Origin of the sequence: Bacillus sp. FJAT-22090, from assembly GCF_001278755.1 — a bacterium.
Classification (GTDB): domain Bacteria; phylum Bacillota; class Bacilli; order Bacillales_A; family Planococcaceae; genus Psychrobacillus.
In genome coordinates this window covers 596561-613786 of the sequence record NZ_CP012601.1, presented here as the reverse complement: position 1 = coordinate 613786, position 17226 = coordinate 596561, and the positions used below count along the sequence as shown (strand labels likewise).

Genomic DNA, 17226 nt, shown 5'->3' with positions numbered 1-17226 from the left:
CTCTTGGTACTTTAAGATGCTATCGGTTCGTAAAACATATTAGAAATAGCTTTCGCTAATATAGCGATGGAACGATTAATTTCTTGTTCATTATTATCGACGCCTCCGAGTTCGACCACAAGAAGATTTTTGGCAAGGTCTTGGTTGTAAACGCCATCTACACCCTTCCCTGATTTAACCAAAACCCCTCGTGATATTCCAGGAACTAATTTATTTAATTGATCAGAGAGATTATTAGCTAACTGCTCATTCCATCGGTAGTTGTCATGCTCCGCTCCAATTACAAAAATAAATTTAGCATAGCTTTCTTCGCCGACCTTAAGAGTCGTTACATTCGCTTTCATTGAGTCTCTGTGAATATCAAGAATAATATCATACTTATTATGAGCTAAGGCATTTTGAACAAATGGGCGAATCGTATGATAGTCTTTTATTTCTTGCTTATTATAGTCATCCAAAAACTCTGATTCTACTTGGTGGAATGCAAATTGAGCTGTGAGTTGTTCTTGAAAGGTAGTTATATTACTTTCAGGATGATAAACTGAAACCTTCTCTCCTTTTGCCGCAAGTATAGGCTGGTATGCTTCTTGGTAATGAGTAAAATACACAAATGCTTTTTTAGGATCAGTAATTTCTGAAACAATTGGTGGTGATTCCAGCTGTGCCGCATAGACAATTGGTGTTTCCTCTTTTTTCTTTTCTTCGGGTTGTTGCGTAACAAGAGGTGTTTGGATTGTAGCGATCACAATGGGAGCTAAAAATAATAGTATTAAAATGCTTGTTAAATTCTTAAGGGAATTAGCCATAATTTCCACTCTCCTCAAACAATCGTATGTTGAGGAGAGTATTTTTAGAACTACTATGCAACTGTAATTAAGAAGATTCCTTAAGAATAAAAGTCGCGCTAATTATCTGCTTGAAATCCAATTTTCAATTCCATTAGATAATAAATAAGCGTACTGCTCAACCCATGCGTCCGTCTCTTTCGGAGTCACAAATAAAGAAGAATTTTTTCCTACGAACACTTCTTCAAACAATTTTCTTTTTTCATCCGTGGACCATGTCACCCATTCTCCAAATATCGGTTGTAAAACCGTTTTATCCAGAGTCGATTTTTTGCTAGACACCATAGGGGTAACAGCAAGTGCTGAGGAAGGTCTACTTTTTTCCTCTACTTTAGATGCAATATAATGTATAACATTTTCCATCGCATCTGCATATAAGACTGGACCATCGACCACCATTGGTATCCCAATTGCAGTTACTGGAACACCATAAACCTCTTCTGATACTTCTTTTCGTTGATTACCGACTCCCGATCCAGGATGAATACCTGTATTCGTCAGCTGAATCGTTTTGCAAAGTCGTTCGCTATTTCTTGCTGCAAGTGCATCTATCACAATTATCAAATCCGGCTGAAATGCTTTGCTAATAGCTTCTATAAAGTCACTTGTCTCAAAACCTGTCTGACCAGTTACTCCTGGAGCATACATTACTACCTTTACGTTTTCTGATTTTTGGGATAGAGAGGAACCTTGTAAGTATTCAATTGCCTTTGGTCCAATAGCATCTGGAGTTATTGTAGAATTTCCTAGTCCAATTATTAACACTTTAGAAGAATTTGATAAATTTAATCCTTGATGCATCTCGTCAAGCTTCTCTAAAAACATTTTTTCCAAGGCTTCAAAACTTTCCTCAACTTCTGGATTCACCGTCAGATCTGTAAGCGTAATATATTTTCCTTTTTTCTTGCCTATTTTTTTCTCACCTTGTTCATTTACTTCTATTGAAGTTATTAAGACTGCGCCGCTTCGACTTTCGTCAAACTTTATTCCTTCTGAATTACTTAATGTCTCTTTTTGAGTTTTCGTTTTGTGTTGTACCATTTCTTCCGTTTCATCTAAAAGATCTGTTCTTCCCCACATATAAATCACCTCCTAAATAGTTTGTACGATGTGTCAAGTAAATATTCTTTGCATTTATATATTGCAATTTGTTTTTTCGTTTGTTAAAATAATGCTTGTTGTATTAGACAGTTTTCAACACATAAAAGTATCATCTCAGACCTTATTAGGAGGTGAAAGGTATGCCAAATATTAAATCTGCTATTAAACGTGTTAAGAAAAACGAGACGTTAAACGCTCAAAATGCAAAAGCAAAATCAGCTATGCGTACTGCTGTAAAAAAAGCTGACACTGCTGCACTTAATAACGACGAAAACGCAAAAGAACTTATTAAAACTGCAATTCAACAAGTTGAAAAAGCAGCTTCTAAAGGTTTAATTCATAAAAACGCAGCTACTCGCAAGAAAGCTCAATTAATGAAAAAAGCGTAAGTAAAAAGACTGGATCCGATTCATCGGCCAGTCTTTCTTTTTTATTTCATCAAAAACATTTCTAAAATTCTATCTCGATTAATATTTAATGTTTTTAGTTGCAAGTCCACTGTTGCAAGATCATTTAAAGTTGAAAGCAATTTTTTTTCATTTTGTAGATTAGGATTATCAAATAATAGCTTCACTCGATAAGGGTGCACTTTTAGTTGATTTGCAATTTGTTGTGCGTGATATCCTCTTTTCTTTAAATGCCCTACTTGTATCATTAAACGTACCTGAGTCGCTATTAGAGCATTTAGCTTAAGTGGGTCTTCTTTTCGTTTTAATAAGTCATGATATATTTCGATTGCTTCCCCTTTGTTTCCCGTTAAATAGGCATTTCCTAAAGAAAAAACATCTTGTTCTAATGTTCTAACGAGAAGCAACTTCACCGTATTAATATCAATTTCTTCCTGTTCCCCTAAGTAAGTCGTAATTTTCATTAATTCTGTTTGTAAATGAACTAAATTTGTTCCACCGATTTCTATTAAACCTTCTACTGCCTCATCGGAGATTGTTTTCCCAAGATTAGAAACCTCATGCAAAATCCAACCTTTTAAGTCATGAGCTTGTAAACTAGAAGCTTCAATTACTTCAGCATGTTGTTTCATCGCTTTTGTTATTTTTTTTCTTTCATCAAGTTTTTCATAAGGCGCAATAAAAACCGTAACTGAAGTAGGAGATGGACTTTGAACCCATTTTTCTAAAACTACTGTATCATGGACAATTTTCTCTTTCCCTTTTTCAGCTGCTTTTAAAAAGAAGGCATTTTTTGCAATTACTAATTTACGATCAGAGAAAAAAGGAATAGTATCTGCTTCATAAATAACTTCTTCTATATTGTTTTCTTCCAGATCAAAATTTATAACTTCTACTTCTCCATTTTCACTTAATTGTCTCTTAAGTTTTTTTAAAGTTTCTTCGATAAAATAGGCTTCCGTTCCATATAATAAATAAACATCCGCTATTTTATTATTTGCTATTTGCATCCATTTTTCTGAAATCATTTTATAAATCCCCTTGTTTAACTTTAATAATTTTATTATACAGTAGAATAAATGAATAATTTGTGACATTATAGCAGTGAATAGAAAATTGACCGTTTCCATGTAGATTTTTTATATATAATACTTTATAATTAGGTGGAAATAGGAGGGGTATCAATGAATCAGTTTGAACAAAATGTACAGTCGAAACGTAACGACGCTATCGACTCAGGCGTAGGTTTCGTAGTCTCCTTTGGATTTTTTACAATAATGTTCGCTATTGCCGTAATTATTGAGTTCATCGCTCGATAAAACAGAGAAGGGTTTTGTCATTCGACAGAACTCTTTTTCTTTTATGGTGTAGAAATCATTATTTTTCCATTCTTTTTTATTTCTACTTGAATCGTCCCATCCTTTCCAGTTTGTAAATAAGGTAGATTTAACCTGTTTAATCTCTCTACTACTTCTGGATGGGGATGTCCATAACGATTATTATATCCAGCTGAGATTATGGAGATGTCAGGCTCAGTCAGCTCTAAGAAAGATTCAATACTAGATGTTTTGCTTCCATGATGTCCTAATTTTAATAAAGTAAGCTGTTTAATTGCGCTTGCATAGCTTGAAATAAGCTCCTCTTCCCCCTCCTTCTCTAAATCACCCATAAACAATCCATGAAAATAGGCATTTTTCATAGACAATACGAGTGAGTCATTATTTCCCTCATACATATTATCAAACGGATAAATATATTGAAGTTGAAAATATTTAGACTCTATGTGATCACCTGCAATCTTTTCAAGCACAGGTATATTTTGTTTCCTTATTTCCTTTATTAAATCATTCATCACTTCTTTTTGAGTGGAATCAGGGGTAATATGAACTTGTTCTATTTTTATTTCTTCTAAGACTTCCTCAGCACCTTCCATGTGATCTGCATCTGCATGCGTTATAACGAGAGTGTCAATCTTTGTTATTCCTCTCCCTTTTAAAAAAGGTACAACAATTTGTCTCCCAACCTCATATTTTTCATCAGTTTCTTTCCAGGAATCCTGTTCGAACCTTAACAGTCCCCCTGTGTCAATCATGATCACTTCTTTTCTGTAGGGCATTTCAATAATAATACAATCCCCTTGTCCAACATTAAGAAAGCTAATCCATGTGGACGAATTCAAATATGGTTTGATATGCATAAAAACTATCGGAATAAGTAGTGTAATTGTTGCAATAATTATTCTCTTTCTCTTTTCAAAACAAACAAAAAAGAAAAACACAGTTAAATAAGCAAAAAACACGATTGTTAGTGAAGGTTTCATTGGATTCCATAATTGAAATGGCAGATGACCAATATATAAGATGAATGTTTCCAACTTAACACGAATAGGCTCGTACATTGAAAACATAAACCCACTAATAGAAGTTGAGAGATAGGTTAAAAATAAGAGGAAGATATTTATTGGTAGAATGAGAAAAGAAAATAAAGGTACAAAAAGTAGATTTGCTAAAAAGGAAGATATCGATACCTCATAAAAATGATAAAGTAGAATAGGATAAACGATTAATTGACATACAGCTGTAATCATGAATGATTGCTTTAAATAAGAGGAGCTAGTATTTAAAAGTACAGATGAATAGATTAGTGAAAAAGCAGCTAAGTATGATAATTGAAAACCAATTTGATATACAACCCAAGGGCTAATGAATACAAATCCGATAATACTTAGCGAAAAAGCATCATCCATAGCAATTTTTTTCCTATATGCCATACTTATTAATACTATTTCAGTAACGGAAACAGATCTCCATACAGATGGTGCTCCTCCAGCTAACAATGCATAAATAGGAAGCACTAAAATTAACAGCCAACTTGCGGATTCTTTTCTAACTCCAATGCGAATGAGTAGTTCGTACAAAATGAGGGTTATTAGTGCAACATGAAGTCCTGAGATAGCAAAAAGATGTGTTATACCCAAGGTTTGATAGGCCACTTGTAAATCTGTTGGCATTTGTTCACCACTTCCGATTAACAATGCTTCCGCTTCAGATTGTAATGAGTGTGGAAATGTCGACTGAATATGTTGTTTCATATCAAATCTTTTTTCCGCCATAAAACTGACAAAGCTTTTCTCATTTCCTACAAGCTGATATTTCTGTACCTCTATTTGTCCGACAGCTCCATTACTTTTTATATATGCTTCCATATCAAAAGCATACATATGAGATAAAGGGGCTTTTAAAATTTCTTGCGACTCAATTAGAAAACTTTTACCAGCAATCGACTCGTTTAAGAATACTTTTTTTTGTTGTTCTGATTTAATTTTTAATTGAACATACCATTTTTGTTGATCATCTCCAAAGGCAAATCCTCGTAAATAGCTACCGTTGATCCTGTAGCTATCTGTCCAGGTAATTTTATTCACAGCAACATTTTCAGAAGGTGCTGGAATGCTGTAAGTAAAGTACATGTAGGAAGAACTACCAAAAATGACAACCAGCACAATTAACAATAATTGTTTTCCTTTATATAGTAGCCAAAATACGATCAGTACTAATAAAAACAAAAGCCTTATCGATTCATACGCTGCTATGGAAGCAACAACTACTGATAAGGCCATATAAATAATATTTCCTTTTATATTTAAAGACCGAATAACTCTGCCACCTTCGTTTCATAAGGTACCAATTCTTCTTTACTCGCTCCTTTCTCACGAAGTTTTGTAAGAAGTTCCATATATAATTCAACTTTTTCGTCACTTAAGAAGTCGATTTTTCGATCATCAAATGGTACATGGATGATTTGTACACCGGATTGCTCTAGAAGCTCTACTGCATATTGGTTATTTTTATAATCCTGTGCATAGTAAAGACGAGAAACCCCAGCTTGAATGATAGATTTCGTACAAGGTAAGCAAGGAAAATGTGTAACATATAAATCTGCCCCATTCACCGAAATACCATACTTAGAACATTGCAAAAGAGCATTCATCTCTGCATGAATAGTTCGAACACAATGATTATCAACTACATAACAACCGTGATCGATACAATGGTCTCCTCCAGAAATCGAGCCATTATAGCCTCCTGCCATAATTCGACGATCTCGAACAATTGTTGCTCCTACTCCTAACCGTGTACATGTACTTCTTAAAGCAAGTAAATGGCTTTGTGCCATAAAAAATTGGTCCCATGTAATACGCTCCATATAACTACCTCCTAAATAATAATACTTCCTTTAGTTTAGTAGTTTGTCCAATCACACGTCAACAACACAAATTTTTACTTTATAGTTATTAAAGACTCTAACTTTTCAAACGTTTTAGTACCAATACCTGTTACTTTCATTAAATCTGCGGTTTCTTTAAAGATTCCTTGTTCATTTCGATAAGCTATAATCGATTCTGCTTTTGCTGGTCCTATACCTGGTAACGTAGTGAGTAAAGCTATATCTGCTGTATTAATGTTTACAAGGTTAGAGGATTCACCAGAAGAACTCAAGAGAGTTTCTACTTCTTCGCCTTCTACCGGAACATAGATAACCATCTCGTCTTCTACTTTTTGCGCATGATTAATACCTTTACTATCACTTGTTGGCAAATAACCTCCTGCAAGCTCAATTGCATTTAATACGCGATCCTCAGGGGCTAGTTCATATACACCAGGCATATTGACTGCTCCTTTTACTTCGACAAATATTCGATTGTCCTCTAAGAACTCAGTTGATGATTCTTGTGGTTGAATTGCTTCATTTATAGGGATAGGTTGAATTGAATCCGCTGTGGAATTAGCGGAGTTAAAGTGGGATTGAATGATAAAAAAAAGGAATGCTAATGCAACTGAAGTTGGGAGCAACAGTTTTTTCTTGTTTTTCTGAAAAATAGAAAGTACCAGAAATATCATCCTCTCATAGGAAGAGGTAAATTATATGGAGTTACCCAAACTATACTAAATTTACCTCTTAAATGAAAGACTTATTTTACAGCGTGGATAAAGAATCTTTCAATCTCATCTTGAGATTGTTCTCCAAATATAGAAGTGGAGTTAGAAATGGAAGAAAAACCAATTTCTTTTAATAGGTTTATATATGTTTCAACCGGAAAGGTTCGTTGGTAATGTGACTCTTCAAATCGTTCGTAATAACCAGCCTCGTCACGAACAAAAAATGTAATATCATGATAAATAGAATGACTCTCTTCGCCAATTTCAGTATTCCAAATATATGCCACTTGCTCATCCTCATATGTAAATGGGCCATTCGGATATATTTCATCCATTTTGAATAGTGAATGGACATCGAAAAATAGTTGTCCACCTTCTACCAAGGAGTGGTAAATATGTTGAAAAGTTTGTTTCACTTCTTCCAGTTTCTCTAAATAATTTATAGAATCAATAGCGATCACTGCAACATCTATACCTTCGAAACCATCCATTTCAGACATAGACTGACAAATAAACGAGACTTGGACATTATTATCCAAACTACGATTTTGAGCAACTGTCAGCATCGATTCTGACAAATCTACACCAATTACATCATATCCTGCTTTTGCAAATTGGACGCTTAATACTCCTGTACCACATCCAATATCAACCAGTTTTTTCCCTGCAGAATGGGGTGCTTTTGTTTGCACCCATTCCGCATACTTTGCATAAGGTATATCTGACATCAATCGATCATATATAAATGCAAACTGATCGTACATAGCCATTATGCATCAAGCCCTACTTCAATCAATGGTGCATCTCCCCAAAGACGCTCTAAATTGTAATAAGTACGCTCATCTTTATGGAACACATGGGCAACAACGTCTCCCATATCAACTAAAATCCAACGTGCTTCATCAAAACCTTCTAAACGTTTTACATTAAACCCAGCTACAGCTGCTTGTTCTGAAAGTTCTTTTGCAATTGCTTGGACTTGACGATCAGAACTTGCGTGGCAAATCAAAAAATAATCTGCAAGTAAAGATATCCCTTGCATATTCAGTACGACAATATCATCTGCACGTTTGTCGTCTGCTGCTTTATAAGCAATTTCTAGTAATTTTGAAGAATTCATTCCTTCACTTTTCCTTTCTATTTAACAAATCATTGTAACAATGAAATGAATCCGGATAAACCGGTTGTTTTTTTTCAATTAAAAATTTTATACTATGTGTCACACAACTGATCATGGCATCTTCTAAATCAATTTCTGCCTTATCACGTAAGACTTCAATGCCTGGGAAACTTCGACTTGGTTCAATCATATCTGCTATATAAATAATTTTTTCCAAATTGGACATACCTGCTCTACCCGTAGTATGAAAGCGTATAGCATGAAGTATGTCTTCGTCTTCAATAAAAAATTCTTTTTTCGCTACGATACTTCCAACAGGACCATGCCATAGTTCATGATGAAACGTTAATAGCATCGGGTCCAGATGTTCAGATAAGATATTGTGTTTCAACCAATCTTTATCCGCAAATTTTACTACGTCGTGTAAGATCCCAGCTATTTCTGCTTTTTCTTTATCTTCCCCGTATTTTTCTGCTAAATGTATTGCCGTTTTAGCTACACCTTTTGTATGTTCAAAACGTTTAGGAGGCATACGATCTTTAATCTTTTCTAGTAGATCAACGTTCTTCATATAACTTCTCCCTTTGAATGAAATCTTTAACAGATTCTGGAAGGAGAAACTTCGTTGTTTTTCCATTCTGTAGACGATTCCTTACAATCGTGGAAGATAATTCGATTTGTGGGATATCCAATTTAATAATAGGATATGCAGTTTCAAATGTAGTATTTGGTCTAGGTACTCCTACAATTTGCACTTTTTTTACTAACTCTTCTACACGGTGCCATTTCGGTAAATATTCAACTTGATCTCCACCAATAATGAAAAAGAATGTAGTCGATGGCTCCCTTTCTTGCAAAAGCTCCATTGTATCAAACGTATAGGAAGTACCACCACGTTCTAATTCAATTGTTTCTACATTCATTTTTGGCATATCCTTTATTGCTAGTTTTACCATCTTCAGTCGATTAGCTTCTGAAACGTGTTCATCTTTCTTTTTATGTGGTGGGGTAGCATTTGGCATGAAACGTATTTCATCTAAGTTCAACGCATGTAACACTTCGTTCGCAATGATTAAATGACCCATATGTGGAGGATTAAAGGTACCACCTAAAATTCCTACTTTTTTACTCATGCACGACTCGCTTTTGGAAGCTCGATTCGCTTATTGTTCTTAGAAGGTTTGTATAATACAACTGTTAAGCCGATTAATTGCACTAATTCTGCATTTGCACCTTTTGCTAGTGCTTCTGCTACTTCATGCTTTTCGTCTTCACAGTTTTGTAAAATACTAATTTTAATCAATTCGCGAACTTCTAGTGCTTCCCCGATTTGTTTTATCATTGCCTCATTTACTCCGCCTTTTCCTACTTGGAAAATAGGTGATAAATGGTGTGCTTCACTTCGTAAAAATCTTTTTTGTTTACCTGTTAACATAATTTCCTCCTAAATTTTCTGTTAAACGATCTATCATATCTTCTGACTTTGGATATACACCATTCCAATAAGAGAACGCGATTGCACCCTGATGTACGAGCATTCCTAACCCATTAATAGTTCTAGCGTTATATTTTGTTGCTTCCTCTAAAAAGGGAGTAACTAAAGGATTATATACAATATCCGCAACAATTGCATGCTCTTTTAATTTATTTAGTTGTATTGGTAATGTATTTGCTTGATTTTTCATCCCTTGCGGAGTTGTTTGTACAACTATATCAAATGAATTCAATTGTGCTTCCGCTTCGTTTAAGGTGATGAAAAGACCAATTTGTAAGTCATGGATCATTTTTTCTGCATTCTTAGCTGTTCTGTTCGCTATTGTAATATTAGTAAATCCACCTTGTTTAAATGCATTTACAATACCTCTAGCAGCCCCTCCAGCACCAATAATTAAAATGTTGTCCTCCAAATTAATGGGACCAAGTGATTTAATAAATCCAAAACCATCTGTATTATAACCAATAAATCGATTATCTCTTGTTTTCACTACAGTGTTAACCGCTCCTATACCCTTTGCAGATTCATCAATATCATCTAGAAATGGAATAATCGCTTCCTTATAAGGAACGGTTACATTCCATCCACTACAACCAAGAAGCTTTAAACCCATTATTGCTTCTTCTAAGTTGTCTTCTTCGACATGAATAGGTATATAAGAAGCGTCTATCTCCAGCTCACTAAGCCATTTTTCATGCATAAATGGGGATAGAGAGTGAGAAATAGGATTCCCTATAACTGCAAACCATTTTTTCATTGTGTTTACACTCCTAAATAAGCGATGGACGGATTGAAACTTCTACACCAGCTGGAGCATGAGCAGCTACAATAGCGTCGCCATGTTGTACCGTTATCCATCCTAAACCAGAAAAAACAATATCTGTTTTCGCATCCTTGATTTTAAATTCATGTCTTACCAATGGAGGTAGCTTGTCCGCAAATTGCTCGGATGGAGGTGACAATAACTTTCCTTTATGCTCTTTATATAAATTATCCGCATTTTCCAATTTTGTGCGATGTATCGGAATATCATTAGCAATATGACATGTAAAAGCAGATCTATCACCCTTAATAAAATCAAAACGAGATAAGCCACCTAAAAATAATGTTTGTTCACTATTCAATTGGAATACTTTCGGTTTTATTTCTTTCTTAGGAGTAATAAATTTAAGTTCAGTTGGATCTAAATAATGCGCCATCTGGTGGTGATTAATAATCCCGGGCGTATCAAATAAAGCTTTTGAATCGTCTAAAGGAATCTCTATCATATCCAGTGTAGTTCCAGGAAAATGAGAAGTTGTAATAACTGCATCTTCTCCCGTTGCATGTTTAATGATTCTGTTTATAAAGGTTGACTTCCCAACATTTGTACAACCGACAACATACACATTTTCCCCTTTACGGTAATGTTCAATTGCTTCGATTGCTTCGGTCATTCCAGTCCCTTTATGCGCACTAACAAAAAGTACATCAATTGGAGAAAGTCCCAACTTCTTCGATTCTTGCTTCATCCAATTTATCACTTTATTTTTCTTTACTGATTTTGGTAGCAAATCAGCTTTGTTTGCTATTAATAGAATTGGATTATTTCCTACAAAGCGATGCAATCCTGGAAGCCAGCTACCATTAAAATCAAATATATCTACTATTTTAACGATTAATCCTTTTTGTTTACCCAGACCGTTTAATATTCTTAAAAAATCATCATCCGTCAAAGATACTGGCTGTAATTCATTGTAGTTTTTTAGACGAAAACAACGCTGACAAATGATAAAATCTTTTTCTAACGAAGATGCAGGTGCATAACCAGGATCCCCAATATTTTCTGTTTGAATAGTTGTACCACAACCGATACATTTTGGTGTTTCTGTCACTCTTCTTCCTCCCATGTAACTTGTCCTTTTTTATCCAAATAACGAAAAATTCTTCGCTCCACTAAACGGTTAAATTTCGTAAAGAAACCATCCGATTTTGCTACAGGAATAACTAATATAGTATGTAGCTTTTGTCTGTTTCCACCAAATACGTCCGTTAATAGTTGATCGCCTATAACTACTACTTCTTCTTTTTTTACAGACATTATTTTCAATGCTAGCTGAAAAGCTTTCCCAAATGGTTTTCTTGCTTTATATATAAAGGGAATTCCAAGCGGATCCGCGAAAGATTGAACTCGCATCTCATTATTATTAGATACAATTGTCACTTGAATACCAGCAGCCTTCATGCTTGCAAACCATTCAATTAGTTTAGGTGTAGCATCTGGACGATCCCATTCTACTAATGTGTTATCTAAATCTGTAATTATGCCTCTAATACCCTTTTCCTTTAGCAACTCAGGCTTAATATGGAAGACGCTTCTTACAAATTCACTCGGTATAAAATTTTGATACAACTACGAACACTCCAATTCGATGCATTTTCTTTATCGATTATAGCATATTTGCTACTAACTCACCCATTCGTATAAAATGACCTTCACGAATCGTCGTTGCAAATTCAATACTTTCTTCTGAAAAGAACATTACAACCGTAGAACCAAAAGAAAAATATCCCACTTCTTCTCCCTTTGACCATTCTTTAGTTTTATTTGTCAATTCAATTGAATTCACAAACATAGCCCCTACTTTAATAAAAAAACATTTTTTATTATTTGGCATTTCTAACTCAGTTAGTAAACGATAGTTTCCGCTAATTGTATTTTTGCCATACATAAGTCCCCACTTGTTTACTGGGTATGATTTTTTTCCAAGAACATACTGGCGAAGTACTTTCCCATTTACAGGCGCATGGATACGATGATATTCTGCCGGACTCAAATATAATACAATATATTTTCCATTCACATACTCTTCTGCTATTTTCTCTGTTCCTAACATATTGTGAAGAGAATAAGTTTTTCCTTTAACATGGAATACTCCATTAGCTGTTATATCTCCTATTTTTTCTACTGTAGCGTCAACAGGGCTTATAATCGCATTTTCAGTGCTCATGATAGGTCTAGATTCATCCTTCACATGACGAATAAAAAAATCATGTAATGAAGAAAAATCATCCATCTTACTAGTTATTTCTTGAATTGATATATTAAAATATTTAATATAAGATGGTATGAGCTTTTTACTAAGTTTGGATTGGGCAAACCCTTTAAGGATGACCGAAGACCATTTTCCATTTGTTAACTCAATCATCGATTGGTATATTTTCTCTTTCATTTTTGTCTCCCTTTGAAAAACTCTTACAATTTTTTCTTATCCGAAGTATAATGAACAAATATATTATTTGTAAAGGAGTGATTTGCAATGTATTTACAAGACGTTATGACAAATACAGTAAAAAAATTGAAATCACATGCAGCAAACATGATTACCATTGGTAATCTTGCTTTTGGTGGAGCAGCAATTATGGCAACAATGAATGAACTATACACATATAGTGTTTTATTTATATTTGTAGCCGGTTTATTGGATCGGTTTGATGGTATGGTAGCAAGAAAACTTCAACTTGAATCTGAATTAGGCAGGCAGTTGGATTCAATGAGTGATATTATATCTTTTGGAGTCGCTCCAGCACTCCTCATTTATTCATTGGTTTTACAGGAATTTAGTGTTGTTGGAATGGTTATTACAGTTATTTATATAGCATGTGGTGCTTTTAGATTAGCACGCTTTAATATTTCAGAGTCCAACGGATATTTTACAGGGCTTCCAATAACAGTAGCAGGAGTAATTCTAACTTTGTCCTATTTTGCTATTAATTATATCCCTTCCGTCTCTTATATGTTTTTATTTATCATTCTAGCATTATTAATGATTAGCACTTTTACTTTAAGAAAAGTATGAAATTAAGCGCCTGCATTTGCAGTCGTTTTTTTTTATGTTCAAACAATGAGCACCTATTGTGTGATAGAGACATGCTATGGCGTATCTTTTCATATTTTGGCTTAATTCGACATATACTAAACTTATCAACAGATGGAGGTGAACACTATCTCTGGTCTTTTCACTGCTTTTATAAGCATGGTCGTTGAACTTCCTCTAGTTCTCGGTTATCTAAAAGGTCAGGCATTCCATCAACCTTTCACACCTGAAGAAGAAAAAGTGATGATAGAACGATTTTTAGCAGGAGATCTATCTGCTAGAGATGAACTAATAGAACGAAACATGCGATTAGTCGCACACGTCGTAAAAAAATTCCACCCAAAACATGAGCTTTTAGATGATTATATTTCAATTGGAACTATTGGGTTGATGAAGGCAGTAAATAGCTATACACCAACAAAAAAAACAAAGCTAGCCACTTATGCAGCTAGATGCATTGAAAATGAAATTCTTATGTATTTACGTTCCTTAAAAAAAGTTCAGAAAGATGTGTCCTTACATGAACCGATTGGTATGGATAAAGACGGACATTCTCTTGAAATTACCGATTTACTACAAGGAATAGAAAAAAGCACAGATGAACAACTTGTTGATCAGGAAGACATGAGTCGACTTTACAAGCACCTAGGCAATTTGGAGAAAAGAGAGTTAGAAATAATTGTTCGACGTTACGGATTATTAGGTCATCTTCCAATGACACAAAAAGAAATTTCAAAACAATTAAAAATTTCTAGGAGTTACGTTTCTCGAATAGAAAAACGTGCACTAGTCAAACTATATCAGTCCTATATCCATGAAAAAAACTCTCTTGATGCTACTAACACCAAAAGAGCTTAGAGGATTAATCTTCGCTAGTCTCCGAAATCATAATAAAACTTAAAACTGCAGTAATCAAAATAGACATGGCCATCAGAAAAATCATATTATCTCCTCCTAATGCATAATGAAATCGTTTATTATGCTTTCATCATACCATAAGAATAAGTAAATATAACTAATTTTTTCATTTATAAGTTGTCAATTTCATGAAGTTTTAAAGTTTTCCAATAACATTCAAAACTATTTCTGTCGAATGTTTTGCTGCTACCGGTAAAAATTCGTCAAAACTAATAGAAGACTCTTTTCCTGCAATATCAGATAAAGCACGGATAACCACGAATGGAACATTGAATTGGTGACATACTTGAGCAACAGCCGCTGCTTCCATTTCACAGGCCTTCATTTGAGGGAAATTCTGACGAACAATCTCTACCTTTTCAGGGTTGTGCATAAAAATATCACCAGTTGCTATTAATCCAGTCGCTGCTTGATGTTCACCAATCTCTTTTACAGCTTCTTCTGCTAGTTGCATTAGGTGAGTATCAGCCTTAAATGCCGGTGGAAGCTGAGGAACCTGACCAATTTCATAACCAAAAGCAGTAACATCTACATCATGATGACGTACTTCATTAGAAATCACAATAGCTCCAACTTCTAAATCGGGATCATACCCTCCTGCAGAACCAGTATTAATCACATAATCCGGTTTAAATTGGTTTAATAAAATCGTAGTGGTCATTGCTGCATTCACTTTTCCAATTCCACTTTTCAATAAAATTACTTCTCGATCTTTATACGTACCAACCGTAAACTCACTATTTGCAATAATCTCCGTTTGAGCATTTTCTATTTCATTTCTTAATAATTCTACTTCCTGTTCCATTGCACCTATTATAGCTATTTTCATTTTATTTTCCACCTCTCTAAAAAAGCACTTATTTAAAAATAAGTTAAGACGCCTCTTACGTCAAGAGGCGTCTTAACTTGATTTTTATTTTGGACCCGCTAATTTCCGTTTCGGGCGGACGCGTTCAACAGGAATGGCTTCAGCCGCTTCCCTTGCTCCTGCGCAAAGCTCGTCGCAAAAATTAATTTCGCTACGCTCATTTCAGGTCTTTTCGCTCATGCATTCCGGCTGGAGTCGCCGCCTGAAACGAAAATCAACTATTGTATGCTTACAATTAAGACTTTTTTCTATCTAATAAAATATCGATTACCTATATAACAAATTAAATAAATACAGGTAGGTGCTCCCCATAATTTCAACACAAGAAACCCCCTATTTAAGACCATACATGTCGATTTAGGAATAGACAAAGAAATAAGGCACTCACTGTTCAAAATTGAACAGAAAGTACCTTATTTATGTTTTAAAAAACAACAACGTCATTTAAAAAGTAAGTTTTTCAGTGCCCTCAAGCTAGATCTGCGAGGAGACTTGTCTCTCGCTCGCGGAAAGCCAATTCTAGAGCAGCGATAAATTTCTCTTAGTGACTATTTGATAGGTATTTAAGTTTCCGACAGTTCTTAACACCTCTTAAGAGGCGTTTCAGATTGACGTTAATGGTATTCTTAAAACGGTTATGAATAAAATAAATCTTCCATAAGAGGTTGCTTTATCCAATTAAAAATAATGATAGTAGATATTATTAGGAATTGTTTATAAGGCAAGTGCCCCCACGAAGACTCCTGTGGCAAAAGCTTGAGCAGAAGAGCCCGCAGGAAAGACACTGGCCGAACTTTATTTGGCCAGTGTCTTTGCAGTAACGAGGAGGCTGAGGCAAAGCCCACTGAAAGCGAAGTGGGAGCCCTTGCCGAATTTAACATCAACTCTATGCACCCAAAATTGAGTTTGTCTACAGTCTGCAACCCTTCTTAAAAGGGGTTTTATAGTGACTTAAGAATTTCTTTTTTAGTTGGCTTCCAACCTTCCCCATCGATCCATTCCAATGAAATTCGATAGATTTCGTTACCATCCTTTGAAGTTACAGTACCGATAGATTTTTGAGGACTACCGCCGTTTCCTAAAAACTTCACATACATATTAGAAGGGTCCAAACCTGCTCCATACGATAAAGCTTGAACTTTTTCTGCCCAATCTACTGACTTGGTATCATAGCTTGACGCGTGTTCACCAGTTTGTGAAGTACCAATAGGTTTCCAGCTTGGATCAATTATTACACTTTCGACATTCGGATCGTTAGAAGCCTCTGTTATGACTTCTGTATTTTCTTCTGTGTTTTCTTCTGTATTGGTTTCTTCATTCTCTTCTGATTGTGTCTCTTCATTTGATTCGGATTTATCTTCCGTTTCTACGGTCTCTGTTGTATTATTTTGGTCAGATTCTGTTTCGTTCTCGTCTGCTACCGTTGACCCGGTTTCTTCATCATTCATCGTTTCTTCAGATACTTCCGTATTTTTTTCTTCCTTCGTTGTTTCCGTGTCATCACTTACTATATTTACAACGACTACGATGATTAAAAGTAAGACAATACCTATTAATATATTTAAAATTCTATTTGCTTTTTTCTTTCTATTTAATCTAGAGTTCGCTCTTCTATTGTTCTCTGACATCTTATCTCACCTCTATAGATTATTATAGTTGTATTAGACGCTAAAAA

21 protein-coding genes are annotated in these 17226 nt (G+C 34.8%); 4 read left to right on the top strand and 17 right to left on the bottom strand.

Features of this window, described 5'->3' with window-relative positions; genetic code table 11:
* Positions 1-11 precede the first annotated feature (11 nt).
* Complete coding sequence (gene spoIIP / locus AM499_RS03115) at positions 12-806, bottom strand: stage II sporulation protein P (protein ID WP_053588828.1); 795 nt, start codon at positions 804-806, stop codon at positions 12-14.
* A gap of 102 nt (positions 807-908) precedes the next feature.
* The gene (gpr, locus tag AM499_RS03110) at positions 909-1925 is read right to left on the bottom strand and encodes a GPR endopeptidase (protein WP_053588827.1); all 1017 of its coding nucleotides are present in this window, start codon (positions 1923-1925) and stop codon (positions 909-911) included.
* 161 nt (positions 1926-2086) lie between these two features.
* On the opposite strand from gpr, the gene rpsT reads away from it, so the two are divergent.
* Positions 2087-2335, top strand: coding sequence for a 30S ribosomal protein S20 (gene rpsT, locus AM499_RS03105; protein ID WP_053588826.1), 249 nt, complete (start codon positions 2087-2089; stop codon positions 2333-2335).
* Between the two features lie 41 nt (positions 2336-2376).
* Here the strand turns inward: rpsT and holA are convergent, their stop codons facing one another.
* Positions 2377-3381 carry a DNA polymerase III subunit delta gene (holA, locus tag AM499_RS03100; protein WP_053588825.1) on the bottom strand — a complete coding sequence of 335 codons (1005 nt, stop codon included), beginning with the start codon at positions 3379-3381 and terminating at the stop codon, positions 2377-2379.
* A gap of 156 nt (positions 3382-3537) precedes the next feature.
* Here holA and AM499_RS21155 point away from each other — a divergent pair, with 156 nt between their 5' ends.
* Positions 3538-3672: a YqzM family protein gene (locus AM499_RS21155; protein ID WP_082355158.1), complete on the top strand. Its 135-nt coding sequence runs from the start codon at positions 3538-3540 to the stop codon at positions 3670-3672.
* Positions 3673-3713: 41 nt separating this feature from the next.
* Here AM499_RS21155 and AM499_RS03095 read toward each other — a convergent pair whose 3' ends face one another.
* From AM499_RS03095 to AM499_RS03040, 12 genes are all read right to left on the bottom strand, one after another.
* The gene (locus AM499_RS03095; RefSeq protein ID WP_231687519.1) at positions 3714-5972 is read right to left on the bottom strand and encodes a DNA internalization-related competence protein ComEC/Rec2; all 2259 of its coding nucleotides are present in this window, start codon (positions 5970-5972) and stop codon (positions 3714-3716) included.
* Between the two features lie 23 nt (positions 5973-5995).
* Positions 5996-6559, bottom strand: a complete 564-nt coding sequence (locus AM499_RS03090) for a ComE operon protein 2 (protein ID WP_053588824.1) — start codon at positions 6557-6559, stop codon at positions 5996-5998.
* 74 nt (positions 6560-6633) lie between these two features.
* Positions 6634-7254: a helix-hairpin-helix domain-containing protein gene (locus AM499_RS03085; RefSeq protein WP_053588823.1), complete on the bottom strand. Its 621-nt coding sequence runs from the start codon at positions 7252-7254 to the stop codon at positions 6634-6636.
* A 71-nt stretch (positions 7255-7325) separates the two neighbouring features.
* Positions 7326-8063 (bottom strand): class I SAM-dependent DNA methyltransferase, encoded by a 738-nt coding sequence (locus AM499_RS03080; RefSeq protein ID WP_053588822.1) that lies wholly within the window; start codon positions 8061-8063, stop codon positions 7326-7328.
* A complete protein-coding gene (gene rsfS / locus AM499_RS03075; RefSeq protein ID WP_053588821.1) occupies positions 8063-8413 on the bottom strand; it encodes a ribosome silencing factor in 351 nt (116 codons plus the stop codon). The genes AM499_RS03080 and rsfS overlap by 1 nt, the downstream gene beginning before the upstream one ends.
* Positions 8414-8417: 4 nt before the next feature.
* On the bottom strand, positions 8418-8984 hold the full coding sequence (gene yqeK, locus AM499_RS03070; protein ID WP_053588820.1) for a bis(5'-nucleosyl)-tetraphosphatase (symmetrical) YqeK: 567 nt from the start codon (positions 8982-8984) through the stop codon (positions 8418-8420).
* On the bottom strand, positions 8971-9546 hold the full coding sequence (locus AM499_RS03065) for a nicotinate-nucleotide adenylyltransferase (RefSeq protein WP_053588819.1): 576 nt from the start codon (positions 9544-9546) through the stop codon (positions 8971-8973). The genes yqeK and AM499_RS03065 overlap by 14 nt, the downstream gene beginning before the upstream one ends.
* Entirely contained in the window at positions 9543-9848 is a 306-nt protein-coding gene (gene yhbY / locus AM499_RS03060; RefSeq protein ID WP_053588818.1) for a ribosome assembly RNA-binding protein YhbY, read from the bottom strand. Before yhbY ends, AM499_RS03065 begins: the two co-directional genes overlap by 4 nt.
* Entirely contained in the window at positions 9835-10665 is an 831-nt protein-coding gene (gene aroE / locus AM499_RS03055; protein WP_053588817.1) for a shikimate dehydrogenase, read from the bottom strand. Before aroE ends, yhbY begins: the two co-directional genes overlap by 14 nt.
* Positions 10666-10678: 13 nt before the next feature.
* A complete protein-coding gene (gene yqeH, locus AM499_RS03050) occupies positions 10679-11782 on the bottom strand; it encodes a ribosome biogenesis GTPase YqeH (RefSeq protein ID WP_053588816.1) in 1104 nt (367 codons plus the stop codon).
* On the bottom strand, positions 11779-12300 hold the full coding sequence (locus AM499_RS03045; protein ID WP_053588815.1) for a YqeG family HAD IIIA-type phosphatase: 522 nt from the start codon (positions 12298-12300) through the stop codon (positions 11779-11781). Before AM499_RS03045 ends, yqeH begins: the two co-directional genes overlap by 4 nt.
* A 37-nt stretch (positions 12301-12337) precedes the next feature.
* Positions 12338-13120 carry a phosphatidylserine decarboxylase gene (locus AM499_RS03040; protein WP_053588814.1) on the bottom strand — a complete coding sequence of 261 codons (783 nt, stop codon included), beginning with the start codon at positions 13118-13120 and terminating at the stop codon, positions 12338-12340.
* 87 nt (positions 13121-13207) lie between these two features.
* On the opposite strand from AM499_RS03040, the gene pssA reads away from it, so the two are divergent.
* Both pssA and sigK read left to right on the top strand, forming a co-directional pair.
* Positions 13208-13747 carry a CDP-diacylglycerol--serine O-phosphatidyltransferase gene (gene pssA / locus AM499_RS03035; protein WP_053588813.1) on the top strand — a complete coding sequence of 180 codons (540 nt, stop codon included), beginning with the start codon at positions 13208-13210 and terminating at the stop codon, positions 13745-13747.
* Between the two features lie 147 nt (positions 13748-13894).
* Positions 13895-14623 carry an RNA polymerase sporulation sigma factor SigK gene (gene sigK, locus AM499_RS03030; protein WP_053592077.1) on the top strand — a complete coding sequence of 243 codons (729 nt, stop codon included), beginning with the start codon at positions 13895-13897 and terminating at the stop codon, positions 14621-14623.
* A 196-nt stretch (positions 14624-14819) separates the two neighbouring features.
* Here sigK and mtnN read toward each other — a convergent pair whose 3' ends face one another.
* On the bottom strand, positions 14820-15512 hold the full coding sequence (mtnN, locus tag AM499_RS03025; RefSeq protein ID WP_053588812.1) for a 5'-methylthioadenosine/S-adenosylhomocysteine nucleosidase: 693 nt from the start codon (positions 15510-15512) through the stop codon (positions 14820-14822).
* A gap of 980 nt (positions 15513-16492) precedes the next feature.
* Positions 16493-17179, bottom strand: coding sequence for a YrrS family protein (locus AM499_RS03020; RefSeq protein ID WP_053588811.1), 687 nt, complete (start codon positions 17177-17179; stop codon positions 16493-16495).
* Positions 17180-17226: the final 47 nt, after the last annotated feature.